This window comes from Halarcobacter anaerophilus (assembly GCF_006459125.1).
Classification (GTDB): Bacteria; Campylobacterota; Campylobacteria; order Campylobacterales; family Arcobacteraceae; genus Halarcobacter; species Halarcobacter anaerophilus.
In genome coordinates this window covers 532,175-558,111 of record NZ_CP041070.1, presented here as the reverse complement: position 1 = coordinate 558,111, position 25,937 = coordinate 532,175, and the positions used below count along the sequence as shown (strand labels likewise).

The following is a 25,937-nucleotide window of genomic DNA, read 5'->3' as shown; positions in this document are numbered from 1 at the left end:
AATTTCCTATAATGATTAAATCAGAAGATTATATCTAAAATTTAGTAAAAAATAAATGACTAGGGTAAAATTTGGTTTAAAGGGGAAGTTTTATAATAAACTCCGCTCCAATATAAGATTGTTTATTGTAAGTATATTTTGAATTTTTTGCTTCAATGCTTCCTTTCATATGTTTTTCTATAATCATTTGTGTCATATAAAGACCTATTCCAGTACCTTGAGACTGATGTTTTGTCGTAAAATAGGGTTCGAAAATATTTTTTATAATCGTTTCATCTATTCCTTTTGCATTATCTTTTATGCTTAGGTATAAAAAGTTATCATCTGCTTTTAAATCTATAAAAACGAACTTTTCTCCTTCTACTTTTTCCAAAGCATCTTTTGCATTGTAAAATATATTTATTAAAGCCTGCGCAAACTCATTTTCATAACTTTTTATAATTACATCTTCACTCTTTTCAAAAACTATTTGTATACCTTTTATCTCATATACTTTTCCTACTAACTGCAAAGACTTTTCAACAGCTTTTAAAATAGAGAATTCCGCTCTTTTTTTATCTGATTTAAAAAAGTTCCTAAAATCTTCAATTGTTACGGAAAGATGCTGCACGGTATCATTTATTTTTCGTAAATCTTCTCTCTCTTCTTCAATATTTGAGATATTTAAATCTTTTTTTAACTCCAAACCTGTAGCAATTGAACTTATCATACTTAAAGGCTGTCTCCATTGATGAGCTATATTTTCCAGCATTTGTCCCATTGCCGCCATTTTTGATTGTTGGAAAAGAAGCTGTTCTTTTTGTTTTGTTTCGGTTATATCAACTATTGCGGATATTCTTATATTTTTATTATTTGAAATAGCATTTGTTCCTTTAGAAATAACATCTATCATCGTTCCGTCTTTTTTTATTCCTTTTCCTTCATAAACAGAGCTTTGATTTTTTCTTATATTTTTTATAAGACCTTCATAAGTCTCTTTTGGAATAAACTCTTTTAAGTGTTTTCCTATTATTTCATCTTTACTGTTATAACCGTACATTTTATAACTTATATCATTTGCATCTATACAAATTTCATTTTCAAAGATAAAAATTGCTTCCATAACAGAATCAAAAAGAATTTCAAAATCCTTAAGAGAGCTTTCTAGTTTTTTCTTTGTGGAGATTAACTCTTTGTTTGAATTATTTAGCTCTTTTTGCCGTTTTTGCAGTTCTTTATTATGTTTTGCAAGCTGAAAGTGTCTATATAAAAGGAAAAAAGCTATTAATAAAAAAGCCGTTGCAATTTGATAAAAAAGCGTATAATCAAAATTTGATTCAACTCTTACGGAAATATAATTATTTAATATCTCCTGCTTTTGCTTCTCTTCAATTGACTGTACTGCTTTTTGTAAAAGTTCAAAAAGAATAGGATCATCGTTTCTAACACCGATTCCCAATTCAAAGTTATAATTAAATTTACCGCTTATTTTAAGTTCCGATAAATATTTATGTTGAAGAGAATAAGCAATTGTAGGAAGAGCATCAACAAAACCGAATAGTTCTCCATTGGCAACTTTTGCCATCCCTTCATCAACATTTTTTACTTCTACTATTTTATTATCTGGATGGACTCGTTTTAAAATCTCCTCTATTGCATAACCTTCTACCACTCCTATTTTTTTCTCAGGGATTAAGTCATCGGGATTTGGAATAAAAAGTTCTTCGGATTTTGTAGCAATAACCAAAGGAAAAGTAAGATAAGGAGTCGTAAAATTCATATATTTTAATCTTGACGGTGTGGCAGAAGCCAAAGAAAAAATATCGCATTTTCTACTTTTTGCAAAAGAAATAGACTCACCCCAATCTTTTGTAGGAAGAAGTTTTATAGGGATTCCCACTCTTTTGGAAATAAGAGGAATATATTCAGATGTCATTCCTATAAATTTGCCCTTTTCCAACTTCTCATAAGGCATCCAGTTGGGATCAATACACATAGTAATTTCATCTTTGTTTTTAATATACTCTCTTTGTTTTTCCGTAAAAGTTAATTGAGTATCTTTCTCTTTATACAGATCAAAAACTATATCATTGATAGAAAATCTCTTTTCAAGCAAACCTTCTGAAACAAACTCATTTACACTTCTTTGCAAAAGTTGTTTATCTATCTCTCCTATATCGTAAATTGAAGGCATCATTAATTTTTCTATCTGTTTTGCTTCATAAAGAAGTGCCTCTTTTGTTTTTTGTTTTGAATACTTTTCATAAATAATATTTACAAGTTCATCTTTGTTTTTTAAAGCATATTCCCAGCCTTTGTTTGTTGCCGTTATAAATTTTTTTACAAGTTCGGGATTTGATTGAATCAATTTTTTTGTCGTAAAAACATTTACTCCCGAACCGTATATCCCGTAAGCTTGAGGATCAATTATATTAAAAGGAGTGTGAGATTTTTTTAATTCATATATTTCATTTGAAAAGTATGCACTCATTGCATCTACTTTTCCGTCTATGAAATCTTGGGGATTAAAAGTGTGCTGTTTAAAGGTGAAATCTTTTTTGCTTATATTAAATTTTCTAAGAAGTGCATTTAAAGTTGATAACTCTACTTGCTCGCCTTCCATCATAACAACTCTGTTTTTAAGATCAAAAGGGGTTATAATATCCTGTTTAGTTACAAAAACCAAAGCTGAACGTTTGAAATAGTTTGCAATAAGCATAATAGAGTCTTTCTGTTTTTCTAAACTTAAAACAGAAAAATCATATACGGAGAAAGTGCTCTTCTCTTCTTTTAAATCTTTTAAAATATTTATTTGGGGATTAAACTCTTTTATTTCTACATTTAATCCTGCGTTATCATAAAAACCTTTCTCTTTTGCGGCAATAAAACCTGCAAATTCAAATTGATATTTCCAATTTAACTGAACAGATACATTTTCTTTATTAGAAGAGGCATAAAGTATAGTTGTAAATAAAAAAAACAGAAGACTTCTAAAAACACAGACCAAAGTTAATATCCTAAATTTTTTTATATATTAACTAAAAAATTATTAAAATATTAACTATATTTTCTTTTATATCTCTCACTCATTGTCTCATTTCCTAAAATTCCGCCTTGATGGATATAAAGAACAGTTTTTGAATCAAAAAAATCAGAAGAAAATAGAGCTAAAAAGCCTAAAGGATCATAAAGCAGATCGAATTCTATTTTAGTCTCAGCTTTTAGCTCTTTCCAAATTTCATAAAACTCTTTATATAACTTTCCAAAATGATACTTTTTAGGCATTTGAATTATTTTAGGATAATATTTTTCTTCTTTTTCAAGATGAAAGAACTGCTTTTTTAGATATTCGCTTCCGCCCACACAAGCTACCGTAAAGACTTCAAAAGGCAAATTTTTTTGTAAAAACAGTGCTGTTGTCCCCGTTCCTGAAGGAAGCACTATTTTCAAATTTTCTATTTTATTCTCCTGCGCCCACTTTTTTATCTCCTCAGCTAATATTTTTATTCCAAACTCAGCCTCTTTTACTCTTCCGCCCTCTTCTATAAAAAGCTCTTTTTTGCTTAAATTTTTTTCTATAAACTCTTGCAAATCGCAATCACTTTTTTGAATAATATTTGCACCGTTTTCCAAAGCTTTTTTATAATTTCCTTTGGGATTGTTTTTCAAAAAACTGCTTATATGATTTACATAAAAGTCCAATTTCAAATTTTTTAATTTGGCTAATACGGACAATGAGTATAAAGAGTTTGCCTGAGCTGAACCGTAACTTACTATTTTTTCGACGTCATTAAAATCATTTACTAAAAAATAGTAAAATTTTCTGGCTTTATTGCCGGAAAAAGAGGCATCCAAAAGATCATCTCTTTTTATAAAGATATCTTTTTTTCTAAAATTTATTTTTTCTATCGGGGAGTTTTTATAATTCATTAACCAAATTATACTAAAATAGGGGAAAATTTTTTATAAGAGGATTTATGAGTTTATTAGAATATATTGATAAAGGCGGCATAATAGTTTATATTTTGATATTTTTAAATATCATTGGATTTACTATAATTTTGTGGAAATTTTTTACAATTCCCAGAAAAAATGCAATAATAGAAAAAATCAAAACAAGAATTGATTCAACACATACAAAAACTTTGGAAATACAAATAGAGTATGAAATTAAAAAATTGGAAAACGGTCTTACTTATGTAAAAAATATTGCTTCCGTAGCTCCATTACTTGGACTTTTGGGAACTGTTTACGGAGTATATAAAGCTTTTGAACAAATTACCCAAAAAGGTTTAGGAGATCCGACTATATTTTCAGGAGGAATTTCTATTGCACTTATTACGACTATTGCAGGTCTTATCGTTGCAATTCCCCATTTAATAGCTTATAACTATTTTATTTCACTTATTGATTCTATTGAGTTAAAAGCAAAAAAAGAGTTGCTTAACTAATGAAAAGAAGAGAACATATAGGATTAGATTTAACACCCGTAATTGACGTCGTGTTTATTCTATTAATATTTTTTATTGTTACATCAGTATTTAAAAAAGATGAACTGGCATTAATGCTGAATCTTCCTGAATCAACTGCAAAAGCTATAGAAATAGATCAAGATCAAGTTTTTATAGAACTTAATGAAAAAAAAGTTGCAATTAGAGGAATTGAAGTAAATTTTGAATCTTTAGAAGAGAGTCTAAAAGCAATCAAAGATAAGAAAAAACCTATTATCGTAAAAATTGACAAAAATACAAAATATGACAGAGTAACAAAAGTTTTAGATTTATTACAAAAACACAATTTAAATAATCTGGCTCTTGTAACGGAAGAGAAGAAATAAAAACTAAGCTGTTTGCTTAGTTTTTATTTAAAGAACAAAGGTCTGAAAAAGCAGTTTCAAGTCTTGCTATCATAGACTCTTGACCCGCTCTTAACCATTTTCTTGGATCATAATATGATTTATTAGGTTTATCTTCACCCTCAGGGTTTCCTATTTGACCTTGCAAATAATCATGGTTTTTAGCTACAAAACCTCTAACTCCGTTCCAAAATGCCCATTGAGTGTCAGTATCGATATTCATTTTTACTACACCGTAACTAATAGCATCTCTTATCTCTTCTAAAGCAGAACCCGAACCTCCGTGAAATACAAAGTTAACTGGTTTTTCCGAAGTTTTATGTTTTTCTTGAATATATTTTTGCGAATTATTTAAAATAATCGGACTTAATACAACATTACCCGGTTTATATACACCGTGAACATTACCAAAAGATGCAGCAATTGTAAAATTGTCACCAACCTCTTTTAACTTTTCATAAGCGAAAGAAACCTCTTGAGGTTGAGTGTAAAGAAGTGAATTATCAACATCCGAGTTATCTACTCCATCTTCTTCACCGCCTGTAATACCAAGTTCAATCTCTATTAACATATCTATTTCATTCATCTGTTTAAAATAGCTTACGCTAGTCTCTACATTCTCTTCTAAAGAGTCCTCAGATAAATCTAACATATGTGAAGTAAATAGCGGTCTTCCTGTTTTTTCAAAATGAGCTTTTCCTGCTTCTAATAATCCGTCAATCCAAGGTAAAAGTTTTCTTGCCGCATGATCCGTATGTAAAATTACGGGAACACCGTAAGCTTTTGCCATAATATGTACATGCTGAGCCCCGCTGATTCCGCCTAATACTGCGGCATCAGAACTTTTAAGTCCTTTTCCTGCAAAAAATTGTGCTCCACCATTAGAAAATTGAATAATAATAGGAGAATTAACTTTTGCCGCAACTTCTAATACTGCATTAACAGAATCTGTACCTACAACATTAACAGCAGGAATTGCAAAATTGTTCTCTTTTGCATAATCAAAAACTTTTTTTGCTTCACTACCACTTAGAACACCCGGGTTAACAATATCTAAAACAGCCATCTACCACTCCTAAATTATTTAATTATGATTTTTGCTTTGCTTTTTAGTGCATCAGCTTGAGCTTTGATTTTTTTCTGGAATTTTTCTTGGAAAATTACTTGTTTAATTCTGTTTTGAACTTTATCAAAAGTTAATGTAGTAGGTTCTTGTTTATCTTCCAAATAGATAACATGATATCCGAATTGAGTCTTAACAGGAGCTTTTGTATATGTATTTTTTTTCAAAGCTTTAGCTGCTTTTGAAAATTCAGGAACCATTTGTGTTTCAGGGAATTTTCCTAGATAACCGCCTTTTGGACCGCTAGGACCTACTGATTTTTCTTTTGCCAATTTGATAAATTCATCTTTTTTATTTTTTGCTTTATCTAAAGATTTAATAATATCTTTTGCTTCTTTTTCTGTTTTAGTTAAGATATGTCTTGCTTCTAAAGTCGCAGGAACTTTGAATTTTTCTTTATTTTTGTTATAAAAATCTTTTTCCTCTTTTTGAGTGATTTCTATTTTTTTAGATTCATTTTGCATCCAAATCTCTAAAGCAAGTTCAGTTTCTACTTTTGCCAAAGCCTCTTTATATTTTTTATCAGATTTTATTCCGCTTTTTAGAGCCTCTTGAGTTAAAAGTTTTTTTTCAACGATTTGTTCCAAAACTTGATTTTTTGTTTTTTTAGGAAGCTTTTCAAAATCAATATTCGGGTTTCTGATAACTGTTGAAATATCATCTTTTGTGATAGCATCTCCATTTACAGAACCATAATCAGCAGCATTCAAAGATAGAGTTGAAAGTGCTAATGTTGCTATTAAACTAGTTACGATTTTTTTACTTTTAGTCATAATTATTATTTTCCTTAAAAATTTAGTATCAAGTATTCTACCTTTTTTTTACTAATAAAAAGTTAACTATAATATTTTTAATTTTTTATCTTGTTTACATTAAGATTTTTTTAAAATAGATAAAAATAAATTTTAATTTAAAAACTAATTTATTCCCTTAGAAGAGGCTTTTTTTCGTAGTTTTTTTTACATTTTTGTACATTTTGTAAATAAATTTTAAAATTTAGCTTAAAAAACCTTTAAATTTTACTATATTTATGATATAATTCCGTCAAAATTTAAACTTAACTTAAATTTAAGCTAACGAAAAATAAGGGAAATCTATATGAGAATATTAATTATTGAAGATGAAATTACACTAAATAGAACTTTACAAGAAGGTCTTACAGATTTTGGTTATCAAGTAGATGCAGCAGAAAACTATAAAGACGCTGAGTATTTCATCGATATTAGAAATTATGATTTAGTATTAACAGATTGGATGTTACCGGATGGTGATGGTATTGAACTTTGTAAAATAGTAAAAAACAGAAGCTCAAGAACTGCCGTAGTTATCCTTTCGGCAAGAGATGATAAAGATTCGGAAATTGAAGCACTAAAAGCAGGTGCAGATGATTATATAAAAAAACCATTTGATTTTGATATTTTATTAGCAAGAATTGAAGCTAGATTAAGATTTGGCGGAACAAATGTTATTGAAATTGAACAACTTTCAATTAATCCTGATGAAGAAAAAATCGAATTCAACGGTGAAGAGATTGAGTTAAAAGGTAAACCTTTTGAAGTATTAACTCACCTTGCAAGACATAGAGATCAAATCGTATCAAAAGAACAATTATTAGACGCTATCTGGGAAGAACCGGAATTAGTAACTCCAAACGTAATTGAAGTTGCAATTAACCAAATTAGACAAAAAATGGATAAACCGTTAAATATTTCAACTATCGAAACAATTAGAAGAAGAGGATATAGATTCTGTTATCCTGATTCTAACGAAGAAGCATAATTATAGAAGTCAATATTATGCGTGTGAATAGCATTTACAAACAGTTTCATAGAAAACTTGTACTTGCTACTTCACTCTTTATTTTAATTTTATCTGCTATTTTCTACGGTTATACAAAATCAACAATTTTTGATGAAATTCAAGACTCGCTTTATAAAGACGCAAGATTAATTTACAAAATCAGTAAATCTACAAATGTAGACACAAAAAGTTTTAATATTATTACACACAGCGGTATTAACGTAGATATTGTAAAACTTGAACATACACCCCAAACAGCATATACGACTTTTAGAGTAAAAGATGACCACTATATGCAGATTTTGTATCTATTTAACCCTCAAAAAAGAGAATATATAAAAATAGTAAAAAATATCAACTCCTCTTTGGATATGTTAAATAGAATCTTTAATAATCTTCTTCTTATCTCATTAGGCGGTTTGATTATGGTTGTTTTTTATGCTTTTACCGTATCTAAAACTTTACTTAGACCTATTATTCAAATTACAAACAAATTATCAAATATGGATGAAAACTATTTAACACAGATAAAAAAAGACAATCTTCCTATCGAGTTTCATCCTTTGGCAAATTCAATTAACTCTTTAATGGCAAGAATAGAAACAAATATAAAATTTAAAAAAGAGTTATTCATAGGAGTTGCCCATGAGCTAAAAACTCCCCTTGCAGTAATGAAACTAAAAAATGAAGTTACTTTGATGAAACCTAGAACTCCTGAGAAATATCAAGATACTATGAAATTAACAGTTGAACAGATAAATGATATGAATAAAATGATTAGTTCGATTTTAGATATAGGAAGAGCAGAAGGTGCACAATTTGAAAAACCTGAAGAGATAGATTTAGTCCGATATTTACAAAGAAAAACAAATGATTATAGAATGTTAAGTGCTAAGAAAAAAATAGTATTAACCTTTTTTTCAAATGTAAATCACTATGAAGTCTACTTACAGCCGACTCTTATAAATCAAATTATTCAAAACTTCGTACAAAATGCAATTAAATTTACTCCTGACGATAAATCTATTGCAATAAGATTAAACAAAACAAAAAAAGAGACAAGTATAACAATCACCGATGATGGGAAAGGTATTGATGAATCAATAGACCTTTTTGCCCCATTTAAAAGAATGGGAGAAGAAAGCGGTGCGGGACTTGGTCTATTCTTAGCTAAAAATGCGGCAGATGCCCTTGGAGCAACAATTTCACTAAAAAACAGAGAAGACGGAAAATCAGGTTGTGTGGCAACGATTATTTTGCCAAACAAACCTCATCATAAAAAAGATTAACCGAAAATTGCCCTATGTTCAATCTTAGTACATTTATTTTGTACTACTTTCATACCGCTTTTTTCGGCTTTTTGAGCTGCTTCATTATTTACAAGTCCAAGTTGAGTCCAAATGGTATTAACATCCCCTCTTTTTATAGCTGCATCAACAACATGTCCTATAACATCGGGTTTTCTAAATATATCTACCAAATCAACTTTAAAAGGTATCTCTTCTAAACTTCTGTAAACTTTTTCTCCTAGAATCTCTTCCTCTTTTGGATAAACGGGAACTATTTTAAATCCTGATTCTTTTAAATATTTTCCAACCATATTACTAGCTTTACTCTCATTTGGAGACAGACCTATAATCGCAATTGTTTTTGTATTGTCAAAAATCTTTTTTATCTCTTCATTATTACTGTTTACTGTCGGAAATTCACACTCCATTTTATTATCCTTTTTATTTTTTTATAAAAGTACTATTTTTTTTAGTAAAAACACATAAATTTATTACTATTCAAATACCATCGTATGATATTCTAATAAAAATAAAATAAAAGAACAAAAAAGAATTATTTAAAATAATATAAGGAGTCTTATTATGTTTGGTTTTGGGAAAAATGAAGAACAAGCAGGAAGATTATCTGCAATGGAAGAAAACTTTGCAATTATATCTTTCAAACCAGATGGTACAATTTTACATGCAAATAAAAATTTTTTAGATGCATTAGGTTATACATTAGAAGAAGTTGTGGGGAAGCATCACAGAATATTTTGTGATAAAACTTATATCACTTCTATAGAATACACAAAATTTTGGGAAAACTTAAATTCCGGGCTTTCTAATATAAATGAATTTGAAAGAATTAAAAAAGATGGAACTTCAATTTGGATTCAAGCATCTTATACCCCTGTAAAAAACAGTAATGGGAAAGTTATTCGCGTTGTAAAATTTGCACAAGATATTACAGACTCAAAAAAGGTAATTGATTCTGTAAAAGAATCAATTAATATTGCAAAAACAGGAATAATGGATCAAACAATAAAAGAATCTACTAAAAATGAAGCAATTGAAGAACTTAAAGATGGAATCAATGAGCTATTTAGTATTGTTTCATCAAAAGTTGCAGGAGATTTAAATGAAATAACAAAAGCTCTTGAATCTTTTCAGAAACTAGATTTTTCACATAGAATTACAAAAAGCAAAGGAGAAACAGCGGTTGGACTAAATAATCTTGCTAATGTGGTGAATGAGATGTTAGTTGAAAATAAAGCAAATGGATTAACCCTTGATGAAAGTTCAAATGTTTTACTACAAAATGTTGATATTTTAAATCAAAATTCAAATGAGGCTGCAGCTTCATTAGAAGAAACAGCGGCAGCACTTGAAGAGATTACAAGTAATATCTCACAAAATACAAACAGTATTGTAAAAATGGCAAGTTTTGCAAACCAAGTAACCCTATCAGCAAATGAAGGTAAAGAGCTAGCTCAGCAAACAACAACTTCTATGAATGAAATAGATGTTGAAGTAAATGCGATAAATGATGCTATTACAATTATCGACCAAATAGCTTTTCAAACAAATATTTTATCTTTAAATGCAGCAGTTGAGGCGGCAACTGCGGGAGAAGCAGGTAAAGGTTTTGCAGTCGTTGCACAAGAGGTAAGAAATCTTGCTTCACGTTCGGCAGAAGCGGCAAAAGATATTAAAAATTTAGTAGAAAATGCTACAACAAAAGCAAACAAAGGGAAAAGTATATCCGACAAAATGATTGAAGGATATATTGGATTAACGGAAAATATTTCAAAAACAATAAACTTAATTTCTGATGTTGAAAGTGCTTCCAAAGAACAACAATTAGGAATAGTTCAGATTAATGATGCAATAAATAGTCTTGATCAACAAACTCAACAAAATGCAGCTATAGCAAGTCAAACACATGATATTGCAATTCAAACCGATGAAATCGCAAAAATCATTCTTGCTGATGCAAATGAAAAAGAGTTTATAGGTAAAAATAATGTAAAAGCAAAAAATGTTAATAAAGAGATGGCATCATAATTTTAATAAAAAAAGAGAGATTTTTAGACTCTCTTTTTTTCTAAATAGATATCAAAATATAGGGGAGTGTTAAAAATTCTGTGTCAATCTGATAAAATAATATCAAGGATTGACAATGAAAAAAGAAACAGAGTTTGATTTTAATGAAGCAGTTCAACAACTTTTAGCTGGTAAAAAAATAAGTGGGAAAGATGGTGTACTTGCTCCCTTAGTAAAACAATTAGTGGAAGCTGCATTAGAAGCAGAAGTAGAATCTCATATAAAAGATGATGTATTATCAGGAAATAAGAATAGGAAAAATGGTAAAACATCTAAAACAATAAAATCAACAGATGGAACATTTGAACTAAATACACCAAGAGATAGAGCAGGATCTTTTGAACCACAACTAGTAAAGAAAAATCAAACAACAATTTCAAATGAAATAGAAGAAAGAATAATTTCAATGTATGGCTTAGGATTAAGCTATAGAGATATAATTAAACATATTGAAGAGATATATAGAGTAGAATTATCAACTGCAACAATAAGTGCAATTACGGATAAGATTATTGATAAAGTAAAAGCATGGCAAAGTAGACCATTAGAAACAATTTATCCTTTTGTATGGTTAGATGCAATCCATTATAAAATCAAGGATGGTGGTAAATATGTGTCAAAAGCAGTTTATACTGTTTTAGGACTTCGTTTAGATGGTAAAAAAGAGATACTTGGACTTTATCTAAGTGAGAGTGAAGGTGCAAACTTCTGGCTTAGTGTTTTAAGTGATTTAAACAACAGAGGATTGCAAGATATACTTATTGCAAGTGTAGATGGTTTAAAAGGCTTCCCTGAAGCAATAAAAACAATATTTCCAAAAACAGAAGTACAACTATGTATTATTCATCAAATTAGAAATTCAATGAAATATGTTGCTTCTAAAAACCATAAAGAATTTATGAAAGATTTAAAACCTGTTTATCAAGCAGTATCAAAAGAGATAGCAGAAGACGAACTTCTAAAACTTGATGAGAAATGGGGTAAAAAATATCCTATTGTACTTCAATCTTGGCATAATAAATGGGAAAATCTATCTGTTTATTTTAAGTATCCACCTGAAATTAGAAAAGTGATTTATACGACCAATATTATTGAGTCTGTTCATAGACAATTTAGGAAACTAACAAAAACAAAAGGAGCATTTCCAAATGAAAATTCTTTATTAAAATTATTATATATGGGGATACAAAATGCAAGTGAAAAATGGACAATGCCAGTTAGAAACTGGAATCTAACTCTCTCTCAGTTAGCAATATTTTTCGAGGGAAGGTTAGATGATTTTTTAGAGGTGTAACTTTAGTTACAATTAGTTACTTGACACAGATTTTTAAACAGTCTCAAATATAGAATTAAATATAATAGTCAGTTTTACACTAGCGATATTTATCTGTTTTTTGTTGATAGATAGAAAGCCAGACTCTCTAATTGTTTATTGTTAATCTCTATTTTTCTAAAAAACGGCATACTAAATCTTCCGTTTCTTACTACATATTCAATAAAACTTTTATCGAGATTTTTTCTTTCTTCTAAAACAGGAGAGATTTCTGTATCTTTATATACAATTGATAAAGCATCTGTTGCAGGCATTCCTACTCCATGGCAATGAATGCACCATTTATCAAATACTTGTTTACCTTCATTAAATTTATTAGTATCATTTGCAAATAGCAGACCTGTAAAAAAGATCAATAATAGTGTTTTTTTAATCATTTTTTTCTCCTCTTAATCTTTTTGGCCAAATTCCCCCTCTTCCCGGAGCTATAATTCCATTTGGATCAATAGTATCTTTTAGTTGTTCTGCAAATCTTTTTAATATGCTGTCGTTAAAATTATAAACTCCCGATACAGCATCTTGAAAAACAGGACCTGCTCTATAATCTCCCCAACCGTGTTTTGCAGCTACTTTTACCATAGTATTATAAACATTTCTCATTTTTTCATTTATCTCTTTATCTTCCCTTGAGTTTGCAAAACCTATCATAAAACAGAAGGCTCTATACATCCAAGTTCTTGGGTGGGAAAATGGAGTAATCATTGATTCCATTCCAAGCTCATGAAAAGTATCGATATATATTTCCTGACATTTTAATAACTCTTTCCCATCTCTTGGAATAATTGGAGAGAACCAAACATGTCCGTCTTTTGGAGCAAAGTTTTCACCTCTTGTACTTAGCCAAAATATTTCAAGATTTGGTATTCCAAGAGTTACTTTGTGTTTTAAAGATTTTTTCTGCTCTTTAGTTAAAGGTAAATCATAATCCTCTATAACTTCAATTTCTGCCCCGTCTATTGCTTTAGAAAATCTCTGTTTTATATAATTAACATTTGCTTCTACCGAATCTTTGTTTCCATAAATTGGAATATCTATTTTCCAATAAGGAATTTTATTTCTTAAAGCATAATCTTGAATTTTATCAATATCAGGTTTCCCGTTTTTTGATGTAAGATAAGATTTTAACTCAGGGTTCATAGCTTTTCCGTATTCAGGATTTAGAGGACTTCTGTACAAAGGCCATCCTATAATAGATGAGTCCTCAAGATAGTTCATAATTTCAACTAAAGGTATAAGGTCATCTCTTTTGGGAACTGTTAATACTGCTAGTGTATAGTGTTCAGGTTTTGGCATCATCCAAAATCCCATTTTAGTTACAATCCCGAAATTTGATTGAGAGAAGAGCCCATCAACATATGGACCGTATCCGTATTTATTCTCCGCAAAAGTTTTAGACCCGGGCAGTGCTCCCATTGCCGTTCTCATTAGTTCACCGTTTGGAAGAACAACTTCCATTCCGCAGTGTGCTCCAAAGTGGTCTCTATATTGTCCATACATATATCCCCAGCCATGATCAAGTGAATTTCCCACAGGACTTCCCCAACCTGGATCAGGCATATCCATCATTACATTTAAATTGTTTTTTTCACAATATTCATATAGATCAAAATAAGAGACTCCAGGTTCTAAAATACAAAAATTTCTTTTGTCATTTACCTCAATTATTTTATTCATTCTTTTTAAATCTATTACAACATCACCTCTGTTATTTGGAGCAGAAGAACCGTAACCTAGATTTTTCCCTGTTGAAATAGGGAAAATTGCAATTTTATATTTGTTTGCTATTTTTACTATTTCTTGTACCTCTTCTACTTCTTTTGGTGCTACAGCCAAAGAAGGAATAGGTTCTTGTGGTTCATCCCAACAAGGAGAATAAGCATCTCTGTAAAGATTTATATCTTCCTCTTCTTTATATACCCACTCTTTTCCTACAACTTTTTCAAACTCTTTTATAGCATTTAAAAAATCTTTTTCATTTACTTTGTGGGGTAATATCATTTTTTTATTTTCCGACATCTACATATCCTTTAACAAGCTATTTTTCTTGGAGCCATAATCCAAGAGTATAAAACTATATTTTTTTTATCATTATTTTCATATTCTGTTTGAATTTCATTTTGCATATCCATTTTTTTATATGGATAGTTATTTAAATTAAGTGCTAAAGTATCACTCCAACTATAATATTTCAAGTTTTTCTCTATATTTTCCAATACCGTTTTAGAGGTATTTATTTTATGTTTTATATTTTTTTCATTAAAATCATGTTGGGCACTATAATATAAAACCATATTCTTATCAAAAGCAATTTTTTGTAATACAAACATTGTTTCATAAGAGGTTAAACCTACAATTGCCGTATCTTTTTCTTTGCCCCAAGTTGGATTTATAATCTCACTCCACATTGAGGATATATCTTTATCTACCTCAAAAACTTTTGTGCCCAAAGCTTTCATTTTCAAAGCAAACTCTTCACTTTGTTTAATCCCTTTATCAAAGATTACGTAATCCAATTTTATTTTTTCAAATTTTGCATCTTTTAAAAGTAGATTTGAAAAACCTTGAGAATACATTTGCGTAGCCATGAAAGTCATACCTAAACTTGTAGTTTTTAGAAAAGACCTTCTGGAAAGTTTATTCATATTAACTCCTTTCATACTTATCTATAAATGTAATTATAAAAAAGAAAAATCTCAAAAAACGCTCAAATGAAAAATTTTATTCTCTAATAAAAAAAGGACTATAATCATTTTTCAAAATCAAATGAGGTTAAAATGTTTAATAAAATTTTAAATGAAATTGCAAGAATAGAGAATGAAAAAAAAGCAAAACTTTATACTTTCCTTTTCCTAATCGTAAGTATCTCGGGTATCATCATAGTAAATAATGTTTCTTTGTTTATTTTAAAAAACAATCATGAAAACTATACAAATTTACCTTTGTTTATAGGTATCACTTTTTTTATTTTAGTAAGTTTTATACTCTATTTTTTTTTACAAAGTATTGCAAAAAGAGAGAAAGAGACAAAAGATAAATTAATCAAATTTAAAAAGCAGGAAAAGGAGAATCTCAAATTAATTAATTTTGTTCTTGATAATACAGCAGATGCCATATATTGGTTTGATTTTAAGGGAAAAATAGTCTACGTAAACAATCGTTTATGCAAAATTTTAGGTTATACAAAAGAAGAACTATATAATACTCATATTTCAAAAATAGATAAAAGATTTCATATTGTAGAGAAAATAATAATAGATAAAAAAAAGCAGTTTAACTATTTTGAATCGGAACTAACAACAAAAGAGGGAAAAACTTTTCCTTGTCTTATAGCAGCAAACTATTTTTCGGCAAACGGCGAAGAGGAGTTTGTTTGTGCTTTTGCAAGAGATATAACAGAACAGAAAAGAAAAGAGCATATTATAAAAACCTCTTTAAAAGAGAAAGAGATTTTAATAAAAGAGATTCACCATAGAGTAAAAAACAATCTGCAAGTTCTCTCTTCTTTATTATCAATGCAAAAAAGAAGAGAAAAAAACGATATAGTAATTAATCAATTAGAAAAAACAAGAAGTAGAATCTATGCTATTGCTTTAGTACATGAAATTATTTATCAAGGAAATGATTTAACTTTTATAAATATAGAACAGTATTTAAAAAAATTGATTAGTGCCATTAAAGATATATATAATATAAAAGACAATATAAAAATATATGTAAATGTCTCAAAAAATATAAATCTTGGTATAAATTATTCTGTTTTAACGGGTTTAATTATTCATGAACTCTTACTTAACTCAATTAAACACGCTTTTAAAGGAATAAATTCAGGAAAAATTGATATATTTATTCATAAAATCGGTTCAAAAAAAATATCTTTCGGATTAAAAGACAATGGTTCGGGCTGTTCAATTGAAAAGTTAAAAAACAGCCACTCTTTGGGATGGCAGTTAATAGAATCAATAGTAGAGTTTCAGTTAGAAGGAGAATTAAAAATTGATTCTTCAAAAGGATTTTTTTGTGAAATTGAGTATGAAATAAAAGATGAAGAGGAGTAATGAAAAAAAATATTTTAATTGTAGAAGATGAAGTAGTAACTGCTTTGGATATAAAAGAGGCTCTTTTTGATTTTGGATACAAAGTAACAGGGATTGCAAATAATTCAAAAAAAGCTATTAAATTACTAGAAAAAAACAGTTGTGATTTAGTCCTTTTAGATATTACATTAAAAGGAGATGTAGACGGAATAAAATTAAGTGAACAAATAGCTAAAGAGTATAATATTCCTTTTATTTTTCTAACAGCAAATGATAAAAACAATACAATAGACAGAGCGTTAAAACACGAGCCTTACGGCTATATAATAAAACCTTTTAAAGATGCGGAATTAAAAGCTGCCGTAGAGTTGGCACTAAAAAAATTTGATATAAAAAAAGAGCTTGAAAATAAACTTGAGACTAAACAAAAACATCTAAAAGCTCTTGAAAAAACATTTAATGAAGAGAATGAAACAAAAAAAAGATTTATACCCTTAAAATACGGTTACATCTTTGATAAAAAAAATAAAAAACTATTTTTGGAAAAAAAAGAGATTGAGTTAAATAAAAAAGAGATTGATTTAATTGATATATTAACAGAGCATAAAAGCGGTATTGTTTCAAATAAAATAATTGAAGACTATTTATATGACGGCGAAGTTGTCGGAGAAGGTGCTTTAAGAGGTGTGCTTTTCAGACTAAGACAAAAAACAAATAAGAATCTGATTTTTTCATACTCTAAATTAGGATATAAAATAGAGTTTGATTAGATCAAAATTTAATTGAAACATAAAAACTTATCTCAAAAACATTATCTTCACTTAAAAAATTATTCTTATGATAAACTGCATAAGAGGGTTTTGTCGTTGTTTCATATTCACTGTTAACCAACCACTCATGATAAACCCAACGGATAAATTTAAGCATATCCCCATGCTGCCCTTTTAAATCAAATTTTGCATAAACTCCGTTGGAGATTTTAAATTTGGGAACTCTTTGAGATAAAACCTCTTTTTTTTCATCGGTTTGAATACAAGCAATATATTGACACTCAGTAAGAGGCGTTGTAGTAGGATTGTCATGCAAAAGTGCTATTTGTTTATAGTTTTTTATATCATTATTTAAAATAAGAGTCTGAAGTTTCTGCCAAGTCTCTTTTACATTTACGTTATAACCCCTGTTTCTTATATAATAACACTCTATTTCAGGCATTTTTACAATAGTAGGTGAGAGTTTTGAAAAATCTGCGGTTGATTTCATCGCCCTTTTTGATTGTTGCAAAATTTTAAAAGAGTACTCTTTATATCCACTGTTTCTCCACTGTTTGGGAGACATTCCAAATCTTTTTTCAAAAGCTTTTATAAAAGAGGAGTGAGAACTGTATCCGCATAAATTTGCTATATTCGATATTGTTGAGAGTTTATTGGTTAAAAGCAGATTTGCAGCTTTTTGAAGCCGTATGGATTTTATATTTTCATATATGTTTTTTCCGAACTCTTCTTTAAAAACTCTATGCATATGGTATTTACTGATATCCAAATCATAACTTAACTCTTCTAAATCAATATGCGTATCGATATGGGTGTAAATATAGTACATAATATCGTTTGCTATTTTTACTCTTTTTTGCAAAGTCTCTTTTCTCATAAAATAATATTACCAAAAATAGACTAAATATTAAGCACGAAAGAACAATTTTTGAAACACTAAAAAACAAAATAATTGGCACAAAAGATAAAGAATTTTTCTTTTTTAAATCATACAATAAAAGAAAAACTTAGGGAAGGTAAAAGTTTATGAACAAAATTTCAAAAGTATTAATAGCAAACAGAGGGGAAATTGCTCTTAGAATAATTAGAGCCTGTAAAGAGTTAGAGATTACGAGTGTAGCAATTTTTTCAGAAGCAGATGTTGAAGGATTATGGGTTAGAAAAGCCGATGAGTGTTATCCTATTCTAGGAGATGTAATCCAAGCATATTTAAATTATGAGACAATAATTTCAATGGCTAAAAAAGCAAATTGTGATGCTATTCACCCTGGATACGGTTTTTTAAGTGAAAATGCGGATTTTGCAAAAGCTTGTGAGGAAAACGGAATTATTTTTATAGGTCCAAAACCTGAACACATAGCACTCTTTGGAGATAAAATGGCTTCAAAAGTTGCTATGAAAGAAGTAGGTGTTCCAATTTTAGAAGGTACAAATGAGCCAATCGAAGATAAAAAAGAGGCAAAAAAAATAGCTTCACAAATCGGTTATCCTATTATTATTAAAGCTGCATTCGGTGGAGGCGGTAGAGGAATGAGAATCGTAAGACAAGAAAAAGAGTTTGATTCTATGTTTGATACTGCTACAAATGAAGCTTTGAAATTTTTTGGGAACGGTCAAGTTTTTATTGAAAAATATGTAGAAAATCCAAGACATATAGAAGTACAAATTATAGCAGATAAATACGGTAACGTAGTTCACTTAGGAGAAAGAGACTGTTCTATTCAAAGAAGACACCAAAAAGTTATTGAAATTTCACCCTCACCTAGATTAAATCAAGAAGTTAGAAAAGAGCTTTATAGAATTGCAACAAAAGCGATGTTTAAATTAGGTTATGAAAGTGTAGGAACAGTTGAATTTTTAGTTGATGAAAATGATAATATCTTTTTTATAGAGATGAATACAAGAGTCCAAGTAGAACACCCGGTAACTGAGATTACAAGCGGTATTGATATTATTCAAAGAATGATAGAAATTGCAGACGGCGATAAAATGAAATATATGCAAGAAGAGATTAATTTTAGAGGTTATGCAATAGAGTTTAGAATAAATGCAGAGAATCCTCAAAAAAACTTTATGCCGTCAGTCGGAACAATTGAAAAATATTTAACTCCAAACGGTCCAGGTGTTAGATTAGACTCTGCTGCTTATACAGGATATAAAGTTCCTGCAAATTACGATTCTATGATAGGGAAACTTATTGTTTGGGCATTAGATTGGGAAGGAACAGTAAAAAAAGCCAGACGTGCTTTAGATGAGTTTGTTTTAGAAGGATTTCCTACAAATATAGAACTTCACAGAGAGATTGTAAGAGATGAAGATTTTAAAGAAGGAAACCTTACAACGAGCTATTTAGACACCAAAATGGATAAATTCAAATTAGGTGCAAAAGATCACTTAAAAGATGAAGAGAAAAAAATGTCAAAAATTATGCAGTTTATAAAAAGTATTAAATCAAAAAATCTAAAAGTGAGAAATTAATATGAATATAGAAGATTTAAAAGCCGGAAACAAACTCTTTAGAAATACAAAATTCAAAGATTATAAAAACGATTTTAAAACACTTGTGGAAAAAGGACAGACTCCAGAAATTTTATTTATAGGTTGCAGCGATAGCAGAGTTGTCCCTGATATGATTATCTCTTCAAAACCAGGAGATATGTTTATTATAAGAAATGTGGGGAACTTTGTTCCTCCATATAAAGATGATAACGATTTTCACGGTACAACAGCGGCTATTGAGTTTGCAATATCGGTACTTAACGTAAAACATATTATTATTTGCGCCCACTCAAACTGCGGAGCATGCAGATCTTTATATCAAAACTTAGAAGATAATAACTCTTTAGTACATATGAAAAAGTGGCTGCAACTTGGTATGAAAGCAAAAGAAGAGGTATTAAAAGAGTTTGATTTTTCAACAAATAAAGAGAGAGTTTATACTGAAACCGAAAAAAGATCTGTTGTTCACCAGCTTGAAAACCTTTTAACTTTTCCCGAAGTTAAAAAAAGATTAAAAGAGAATGCTCTTGATGTTCATGCTTGGCATTATAAAATAGAAGACGGAACAATTGAGTGTTATAACACCCAAACTAAAAAATTTGAAGATTTATGCTAAAGAATCCAGTTTATCTTGGATAAATTTTTTAACAATTTTATAATCGATGCTCTCTTTAAAGTCATCAAATCTACAACCGGCAGCGTTGGGGTGTCCTCCCCCGTCTGCTAGTTTTTGGGCAATTAAAGAGACATCAACTTTTCCGTCTGCTCTAAAAGAGGTATTTCCTTTTCTGCTTATATCAATAAAAAAATCATAATCTTCATTTTCCACTAAAAAAGCATTTGCAGGAATAGATATAGAACCCAAAGTGTAAGTTAACAATCCTTTGTGCCCTTTATAAAAAACCGTTAATTTTTCTTTTAGATTTTCCAATGATTTTACTAAATATTTGGCACTAAGATTGTCTATAGTGTCATCTTTGCCCTCACCTCTTAGAAAATTTTTCTTCATAAAATGAATTTCATTGTCTAGCTTTATATTTGCATTCTCTTCATTTATATATTTTAAAGATTCTTTTAAAAGATAAATTCTAAAATCTCTGTTTAAATCAGGGAAAAGAGTTCCGTTTATCTCCCTAACACGACTAACCATTGTCAGTAAAACTTTTCCAAATTCAAAACCTGAAGTTTCAATATCAACCCAGATATCAATCGCATTTACGGCAAAAACAAAAGGTTCAATCCAGAGCTTCTCCTCTTTTGAAAAAGCATTAAAAGTTTCATCTAAATATGCATATGTGATTTTTGTAGCACATCTTTTAGTATCAAGAAAATACCAATCAAACATTTCCGAACTTTTTTGCCCCGTTGCATGGTGGTCAAGCAGTTGAAGTTTTATATTAAACCCGTTTGAATTCAATTCGTTTATGTTTTTATTTAAATCTTTTGCTTCTTGTAAAGTCAGATTCAAATCAGTAATTAAAAAAAGAATCTCTTCATTTTTGTAATCTTGTAAATCAAAAACTATTTTTTTAAGGTTAAGTTTAACCTCTAATCCATAATTTGCATTATAGAAAAATCCCTTTTTAAAGTACTCTTTTGTTAAAAGTTGACAAGAATATCCATCTAAATCCGTATGAGATAAATGAAAAAGAATCATGAAGCAATATCCTTTAGAGTGAGTTCCTCTAAAAAGACATTTATTCTACCTTGTAAATTGTTTAATACCGGCCAAAGACTGCATGCATTTGCCAAGTCTGACGGACAAGAAGATACCGAAGGAGAACATTCAAAAACAGAAGGAATTTTCTCTTCAGCAACGGTTGTTATTTCTAAAATCGTAATTTTGTCATAGGGTTTTTTAAGAACAAATCCACCGTTTACTCCCCTATGTGATTTAACAATATCGTTTTTTGCAAGATTTTGCATAATTTTTGCCAAAAAAGATTTAGGAATATTTAACTCACGAGATAATACATCAACATTTTTAGGTGCATCACTTTTAGCAATAGATATCAGTGATAATAAGGCATATTCACTCTTTTTTGTAAGTAGCATATATTTCCAATCTTTTTAATTTTTATTTATTTTACAAGAACAATTATTAATTTCGTTTATTTTTGTCAACTAATTTTAATCTTTATTAAAAAAAAAGGTTGCAAGTTATCTTGCAACCTTTTTAGAAAAAGCAAAAATAAAATTTATTTAGCTCTAATTCCTAAATCTGCAACTAAAGAAGTAAATTTAGTATAATCAGTTTTTCTAAGGTATGCTAAAAGTCTTTTTCTTTTACCAACCATTTTTAGAAGACCAAGTCTTGATGAGTGATCTTTTTTGTTTGTTTTTAAATGCTCAGTTAGAACTTTGATTTGCTCACTTAAAACAGCAATTTGAACTTCCGCAGAACCTGTATCTTTTTCATCTCTTCTGTATTTCGCAATAATATTTGCTTTTACTTCCTGATCTAAAGCCATAATAGACCTCCTAATAGGTATATTTAATCTCACTTAAACTTAAGTGGACGCGAATTTTATACTAAGTTATATTAATTTTCGTTTAAGCATTGATCTAATTTAAAAGAAAAGCTTTAACTAACAATATTTCTATATAATACGCTAACAATATTTAGCAAAGGTATTATACTAAAATGAATGAAAAAATTATAGATTTTAAAAATATTTATGTAAGTTATGAAGTAAAACCTGTTTTGGAGAATATAAATATAGAGATAAAGCAAGGAGAGCATTGGGCAATCCTAGGACAAAACGGAAGCGGAAAATCTACTTTTATAAAACTTATCTCAAATGATTTATATCCAAATACAAAATATAAATTCCAAAAAAAGATTTTTGGGAAAGATAGATGGAGTATTTTTGATTTAAAGAAAAATCTTGGAATTATTACGAATGATTTGCATAACTATTTTTCTGAACACGGAAATTTTTTAACTGCTTATGAAGTCGTATTAAGCGGATTTTACAGTTCAATCGGTATTTTTAAACATCAAGATTTCACCAAAGAGCAACATGAAAGAGCTTTAGAAGTTTTGGAATTTTTGGAAATTTCAGAGATAAAAGACAAAAAAGTTCAGCATATGAGTACGGGACAGTTAAGACGTTGTGTTATAGGAAGAGCTTTAGTTCATAAACCAAAAGCTTTTATTCTTGATGAACCAACAGTAGGTCTTGATATAAAAGCACAGAGCAGTTTTTTAAATGTTATAAGAAAACTATCCAAATACTCTTCAATTATACTTGTAACGCACCATTTTGAAGAGGTTTTCCCCGAAATTGACAATATTGCATTAGTTTACAATAAAACGATTTTTAAACAAGGTAAAAAAAGAGATATTTTAAATTCGGAGAATATTTCAACAGTATTTGAATCAAAAATTGAATTAGGTTGTGATAATCAAAGATACTATGTAAAAACAATAAACTAATAATAAAAATGCTAGACTTCTAATTTTATAAAGGTAATTAATTTATGCAGATATATGTTTTACAAAGAGCCATTTCATACAAAATTTTTATGCTGGTAGCTTTTGGATTTTTTGCTTTGGTTATGTACCAAGGTCACTTAAAAAATGAATTGATTTATACAATTTTATTTATTGTTTTTGTAGCACTTTGCTCTTTTGAAATAGTATCAATTTTTTATTGTCTATTCGTAAAAAGAACTCTTCATTTTAATATTAACGACAAAGAGGTATCTTGGGAATTTTTTGATAATAAAAGACTTCTAAAAAGGGTGAATATAGATAAAAGCAGTATAAAAGAGGTAAAAAGCGAAGTAAACTATCTAACAGGAAATATATATTCAAGATTTACCGTAACTTTTATTTTAGAAGATGATTCCCAAATAGAATTAACAGACGGGTTTTTATATAGTTTTGGCTTAAAAAAAGCAGAAAATATTTCAAGATATATGCTTAAAAACGGTTTAGGAAATCCTCAAGATATAAAATTTTCAAAACTTATAGAAGAGTTGAATATTGATATTTTTCAACAACAAAAATTTACAAAAGAAGAAAAAGATTCTTATTATATGGGAGTTATTTCAAAAAACAAAAAAGAGTTTTTGTCCTTGAGACTTCAAATCGAATCATTATATAAAGATTATAAAATAGTAGAAAAAAATGCCAATAATGAATATTTAGTAAGAAATGAAAATAAAAAAGAGAGCTTTATCTATCTTCGTTCTAACGCTTTTGGATATTTTGTCGAATTTTACAAAGTAAAAAGAAAAGAAGATTTAAAAATGCTAAAAGAGATGGGGAGACAGAAGATTGGATTTTAATCATCCTCCCGTCTCATAAAAAGCTCTTGCCGAAATCTCTGAATTCTCAGTCCATCTATTTTTTTCCGGTTTGTTTTTTAAAACATCTTTTAAAATCTCTACTGCTTTTTTTATATCTTTGGCTTTAATTGCCTCTTTTATACTTTGAGCATCCTCATAATATAAACAAGGAATCAAAACACCGCTTGCCGTTAACCTTATTCTGTTACAAGTTGAACAAAAATCATCTTTGTGCGGTTCTATAATACCAAACTTATAACCGTCTTCTAACTCATACTCTTGTGATGGTGAAGTACCGCATCTCTCAAGTTTTTTAAAGGTATATTTTTCTTTGATTATATTTTGTATCTCTACAGAATCAAGACCTTTTGCATATTTGCTTGCATAGTCGTTTTCCATATATTCAATAAATCTTATTTCATACCCTCTTTCTTTGCAAAACTCTAATAAATCAATAATTTCACTCTCATTAATTCCTTTTAAAGGAACACAATTTATTTTTATTTTAAGTCCTGCAACTCTTGCTGCTTCAATACCTTTTAACACTGTTTTAAGAACATTTTTCTGCGCAATTTTAGCTGCAACCTCTTCTTTTAAAGAATCCAATGAGATATTGATTCTTTTAAGACCAGCATCAGCTAATTTTTGAGCTACTTTAGGAAGAAGATATCCGTTTGTAGTAAGAGCTAAATCCAAGCCCTCTTTATACTCTGAAATCATTCTAATAAAGTTTTCAAGTCCCTCTCTTAACAGTGGTTCGCCACCTGTAACTCTAACTTTGTTTATTCCTTTATCAATAGCCACTTTGATAAATTCAAAAAGTTCTTCATAAGTTAAAAGTTCTTCTCTTGGAACCCAAGAAAACGGTTTTTCAGGCATACAGTATTGGCATCTAAAATTACACCTTTCCGTAACAGAGACTCGTAAATAGTCTACTTTCCTTCCATGCCCGTCAATTAACATTAACCTTACCCCTTTCAAAATTTTGTTAGCTTATTATAACTAACCTTAAATTTGAGGATATCAAAGTAATTTAAAACTTAAATTTCGTCTTACAATTAGATTAAAAGTTAAAAGATATAAAAAATTTTTTAGATATACTTTTTGCAAAAAAAGAGTAATAATGAAAAGTAAAGTTTATTTAACAGGTGCAGGTCCGGGAGATATTGAACTTCTTACCGTAAAAGCATTAAAAGCTATTCAAAATGCAGACGTAATCATATATGACAGACTTGCCAACTCCGAGATTTTAAAAGAGGCAAAAAAAGAGGCAAAACTTATTTTCGTAGGAAAAGAGAAAGGCTTTCACAGAGTTCCTCAAGATGAAATAAATGAAATAATCTATCAAAATGCTTTAAAATATGAGAAAGTAGTAAGACTTAAAGGCGGAGATCCTTTTGTTTTCGGAAGAGGAGGAGAAGAGGCTTTATATCTAAAAAAAAGAGGCATAGCTTTTGAAATTATTCCCGGAGTAACTTCTGCTATTTCAGTTCCTGCTTATGCTGGAATTCCCGTTACAAACAGAGGAATAACTCCATCTTTTAGAGTAGTTACGGGGCATAGAAAAACCAGTGAAAATATTGCCGATATAAATTGGAACTCTTTTATTGAAGATGAAACAATTATATTTTTGATGGGGCTTCATAATATTGAATTAATCATTACAAATCTTCTTAAAGTAGGCAAACCCAAAGATTACCCTTGTGCAATTATCTCAAACGGAACAACAAAAAATCAAAAAGTTATAGAAGGAACTTTAGAAACGATTGTTCAAAAATCAAAAGATGCTGTATCTCCCTCTATTATCATTGTAGGAGAAGTAGTAAAGCTGAGAAATGATTTAAAATGGTTTGATTGATACTCTCTTCTGTGCT

General features: G+C 29.1%; 25 protein-coding genes and 1 pseudogene. 13 read left to right on the top strand and 13 right to left on the bottom strand.

Annotated features, from left to right (window positions below; genetic code table 11):
• Nucleotides 1-76: 76 nt before the first annotated feature.
• Nucleotides 77-2,986, bottom strand: a complete 2,910-nt coding sequence (locus AANAER_RS02770) for an ABC transporter substrate-binding protein (RefSeq protein ID WP_129082320.1) — start codon at nucleotides 2,984-2,986, stop codon at nucleotides 77-79.
• 50 nt (nucleotides 2,987-3,036) lie between these two features.
• The gene (locus AANAER_RS02765; RefSeq protein WP_129082319.1) at nucleotides 3,037-3,909 is read right to left on the bottom strand and encodes a 1-aminocyclopropane-1-carboxylate deaminase/D-cysteine desulfhydrase; all 873 of its coding nucleotides are present in this window, start codon (nucleotides 3,907-3,909) and stop codon (nucleotides 3,037-3,039) included.
• Between the two features lie 47 nt (nucleotides 3,910-3,956).
• Between AANAER_RS02765 and AANAER_RS02760 the strand changes: the two genes are divergently transcribed.
• Both AANAER_RS02760 and AANAER_RS02755 read left to right on the top strand, forming a co-directional pair.
• Nucleotides 3,957-4,430 carry a MotA/TolQ/ExbB proton channel family protein gene (locus AANAER_RS02760; protein ID WP_129082318.1) on the top strand — a complete coding sequence of 158 codons (474 nt, stop codon included), beginning with the start codon at nucleotides 3,957-3,959 and terminating at the stop codon, nucleotides 4,428-4,430.
• The gene (locus AANAER_RS02755; RefSeq protein ID WP_129082317.1) at nucleotides 4,430-4,816 is read left to right on the top strand and encodes an ExbD/TolR family protein; all 387 of its coding nucleotides are present in this window, start codon (nucleotides 4,430-4,432) and stop codon (nucleotides 4,814-4,816) included. The genes AANAER_RS02760 and AANAER_RS02755 overlap by 1 nt, the downstream gene beginning before the upstream one ends.
• Before the next feature lie 16 nt (nucleotides 4,817-4,832).
• On the opposite strand, the gene fbaA is transcribed toward AANAER_RS02755, so the two are convergent.
• Both fbaA and AANAER_RS02745 read right to left on the bottom strand, forming a co-directional pair.
• On the bottom strand, nucleotides 4,833-5,900 hold the full coding sequence (gene fbaA / locus AANAER_RS02750) for a class II fructose-bisphosphate aldolase (protein WP_129082316.1): 1,068 nt from the start codon (nucleotides 5,898-5,900) through the stop codon (nucleotides 4,833-4,835).
• Between the two features lie 14 nt (nucleotides 5,901-5,914).
• Nucleotides 5,915-6,730 carry a peptidylprolyl isomerase gene (locus AANAER_RS02745; RefSeq protein WP_044416224.1) on the bottom strand — a complete coding sequence of 272 codons (816 nt, stop codon included), beginning with the start codon at nucleotides 6,728-6,730 and terminating at the stop codon, nucleotides 5,915-5,917.
• A gap of 325 nt (nucleotides 6,731-7,055) precedes the next feature.
• Here AANAER_RS02745 and hsrA point away from each other — a divergent pair, with 325 nt between their 5' ends.
• Both hsrA and AANAER_RS02735 read left to right on the top strand, forming a co-directional pair.
• A complete protein-coding gene (gene hsrA / locus AANAER_RS02740; RefSeq protein WP_044416226.1) occupies nucleotides 7,056-7,736 on the top strand; it encodes a homeostatic response regulator transcription factor HsrA in 681 nt (226 codons plus the stop codon).
• Between the two features lie 17 nt (nucleotides 7,737-7,753).
• Entirely contained in the window at nucleotides 7,754-9,046 is a 1,293-nt protein-coding gene (locus AANAER_RS02735; RefSeq protein WP_044416228.1) for a sensor histidine kinase, read from the top strand.
• Here AANAER_RS02735 and AANAER_RS02730 read toward each other — a convergent pair.
• Nucleotides 9,043-9,474, bottom strand: coding sequence for a CoA-binding protein (locus tag AANAER_RS02730; protein ID WP_129082315.1), 432 nt, complete (start codon nucleotides 9,472-9,474; stop codon nucleotides 9,043-9,045). The two genes, AANAER_RS02735 and AANAER_RS02730, sit on opposite strands and share 4 nt — an antisense overlap.
• A 154-nt stretch (nucleotides 9,475-9,628) precedes the next feature.
• Here AANAER_RS02730 and AANAER_RS02725 point away from each other — a divergent pair.
• Both AANAER_RS02725 and AANAER_RS02720 read left to right on the top strand, forming a co-directional pair.
• Nucleotides 9,629-11,077, top strand: a pseudogene (locus tag AANAER_RS02725) (methyl-accepting chemotaxis protein); the annotation flags it as partial.
• A 130-nt stretch (nucleotides 11,078-11,207) separates the two neighbouring features.
• Nucleotides 11,208-12,425 (top strand): IS256 family transposase, encoded by a 1,218-nt coding sequence (locus AANAER_RS02720; RefSeq protein WP_129083082.1) that lies wholly within the window; start codon nucleotides 11,208-11,210, stop codon nucleotides 12,423-12,425.
• Nucleotides 12,426-12,514: 89 nt separating this feature from the next.
• Here AANAER_RS02720 and AANAER_RS02715 read toward each other — a convergent pair whose 3' ends face one another.
• Genes AANAER_RS02715 through AANAER_RS02705 form a run of 3 tightly spaced genes read right to left on the bottom strand, consistent with a single transcriptional unit; the run spans nucleotide 12,515 to nucleotide 15,106 of the window.
• The gene (locus AANAER_RS02715; protein ID WP_129082916.1) at nucleotides 12,515-12,841 is read right to left on the bottom strand and encodes a c-type cytochrome; all 327 of its coding nucleotides are present in this window, start codon (nucleotides 12,839-12,841) and stop codon (nucleotides 12,515-12,517) included.
• Nucleotides 12,834-14,480 carry an FAD-binding oxidoreductase gene (locus tag AANAER_RS02710; protein ID WP_228711182.1) on the bottom strand — a complete coding sequence of 549 codons (1,647 nt, stop codon included), beginning with the start codon at nucleotides 14,478-14,480 and terminating at the stop codon, nucleotides 12,834-12,836. The genes AANAER_RS02715 and AANAER_RS02710 overlap by 8 nt, the downstream gene beginning before the upstream one ends.
• Before the next feature lie 11 nt (nucleotides 14,481-14,491).
• A complete protein-coding gene (locus tag AANAER_RS02705; RefSeq protein ID WP_129082915.1) occupies nucleotides 14,492-15,106 on the bottom strand; it encodes a hypothetical protein in 615 nt (204 codons plus the stop codon).
• 132 nt (nucleotides 15,107-15,238) lie between these two features.
• Between AANAER_RS02705 and AANAER_RS02700 the strand changes: the two genes are divergently transcribed.
• Together AANAER_RS02700 and AANAER_RS02695 are read left to right on the top strand one after the other, a co-directional pair.
• The gene (locus AANAER_RS02700; protein WP_044416235.1) at nucleotides 15,239-16,519 is read left to right on the top strand and encodes a PAS domain-containing sensor histidine kinase; all 1,281 of its coding nucleotides are present in this window, start codon (nucleotides 15,239-15,241) and stop codon (nucleotides 16,517-16,519) included.
• Complete coding sequence (locus AANAER_RS02695; RefSeq protein ID WP_129082914.1) at nucleotides 16,519-17,268, top strand: response regulator transcription factor; 750 nt, start codon at nucleotides 16,519-16,521, stop codon at nucleotides 17,266-17,268. The genes AANAER_RS02700 and AANAER_RS02695 overlap by 1 nt, the downstream gene beginning before the upstream one ends.
• A gap of 1 nt (nucleotide 17,269) precedes the next feature.
• On the opposite strand, the gene AANAER_RS02690 is transcribed toward AANAER_RS02695, so the two are convergent.
• Nucleotides 17,270-18,145 (bottom strand): AraC family transcriptional regulator, encoded by an 876-nt coding sequence (locus AANAER_RS02690; protein ID WP_129082913.1) that lies wholly within the window; start codon nucleotides 18,143-18,145, stop codon nucleotides 17,270-17,272.
• Nucleotides 18,146-18,294: 149 nt separating this feature from the next.
• Between AANAER_RS02690 and AANAER_RS02685 the strand changes: the two genes are divergently transcribed.
• On the top strand, nucleotides 18,295-19,746 hold the full coding sequence (locus tag AANAER_RS02685) for an acetyl-CoA carboxylase biotin carboxylase subunit (protein ID WP_129082912.1): 1,452 nt from the start codon (nucleotides 18,295-18,297) through the stop codon (nucleotides 19,744-19,746).
• 1 nt (nucleotide 19,747) lies between these two features.
• The gene (locus tag AANAER_RS02680; protein ID WP_129082911.1) at nucleotides 19,748-20,383 is read left to right on the top strand and encodes a carbonic anhydrase; all 636 of its coding nucleotides are present in this window, start codon (nucleotides 19,748-19,750) and stop codon (nucleotides 20,381-20,383) included.
• Here AANAER_RS02680 and AANAER_RS02675 read toward each other — a convergent pair.
• From AANAER_RS02675 to rpsO, 3 genes are all read right to left on the bottom strand, one after another.
• On the bottom strand, nucleotides 20,375-21,424 hold the full coding sequence (locus AANAER_RS02675) for a DHH family phosphoesterase (protein ID WP_129082910.1): 1,050 nt from the start codon (nucleotides 21,422-21,424) through the stop codon (nucleotides 20,375-20,377). The genes AANAER_RS02680 and AANAER_RS02675 overlap by 9 nt on opposite strands.
• Complete coding sequence (locus AANAER_RS02670; protein ID WP_044416243.1) at nucleotides 21,421-21,822, bottom strand: Rrf2 family transcriptional regulator; 402 nt, start codon at nucleotides 21,820-21,822, stop codon at nucleotides 21,421-21,423. The genes AANAER_RS02675 and AANAER_RS02670 overlap by 4 nt, the downstream gene beginning before the upstream one ends.
• Nucleotides 21,823-21,965: 143 nt before the next feature.
• On the bottom strand, nucleotides 21,966-22,238 hold the full coding sequence (gene rpsO, locus AANAER_RS02665; protein ID WP_129082909.1) for a 30S ribosomal protein S15: 273 nt from the start codon (nucleotides 22,236-22,238) through the stop codon (nucleotides 21,966-21,968).
• Nucleotides 22,239-22,411: 173 nt separating this feature from the next.
• Between rpsO and AANAER_RS02660 the strand changes: the two genes are divergently transcribed.
• Nucleotides 22,412-23,206, top strand: a complete 795-nt coding sequence (locus AANAER_RS02660) for an ABC transporter ATP-binding protein (RefSeq protein ID WP_129082908.1) — start codon at nucleotides 22,412-22,414, stop codon at nucleotides 23,204-23,206.
• A gap of 44 nt (nucleotides 23,207-23,250) precedes the next feature.
• Nucleotides 23,251-24,063 (top strand): hypothetical protein, encoded by an 813-nt coding sequence (locus tag AANAER_RS02655; RefSeq protein WP_129082907.1) that lies wholly within the window; start codon nucleotides 23,251-23,253, stop codon nucleotides 24,061-24,063.
• Here AANAER_RS02655 and moaA read toward each other — a convergent pair whose 3' ends face one another.
• Nucleotides 24,064-25,026, bottom strand: coding sequence for a GTP 3',8-cyclase MoaA (gene moaA / locus AANAER_RS02650; RefSeq protein WP_044416247.1), 963 nt, complete (start codon nucleotides 25,024-25,026; stop codon nucleotides 24,064-24,066).
• Between the two features lie 160 nt (nucleotides 25,027-25,186).
• Here moaA and cobA point away from each other — a divergent pair, with 160 nt between their 5' ends.
• Complete coding sequence (cobA, locus tag AANAER_RS02645; protein ID WP_129082906.1) at nucleotides 25,187-25,921, top strand: uroporphyrinogen-III C-methyltransferase; 735 nt, start codon at nucleotides 25,187-25,189, stop codon at nucleotides 25,919-25,921.
• The last annotated feature ends 16 nt before the right edge of the window (nucleotides 25,922-25,937 follow it).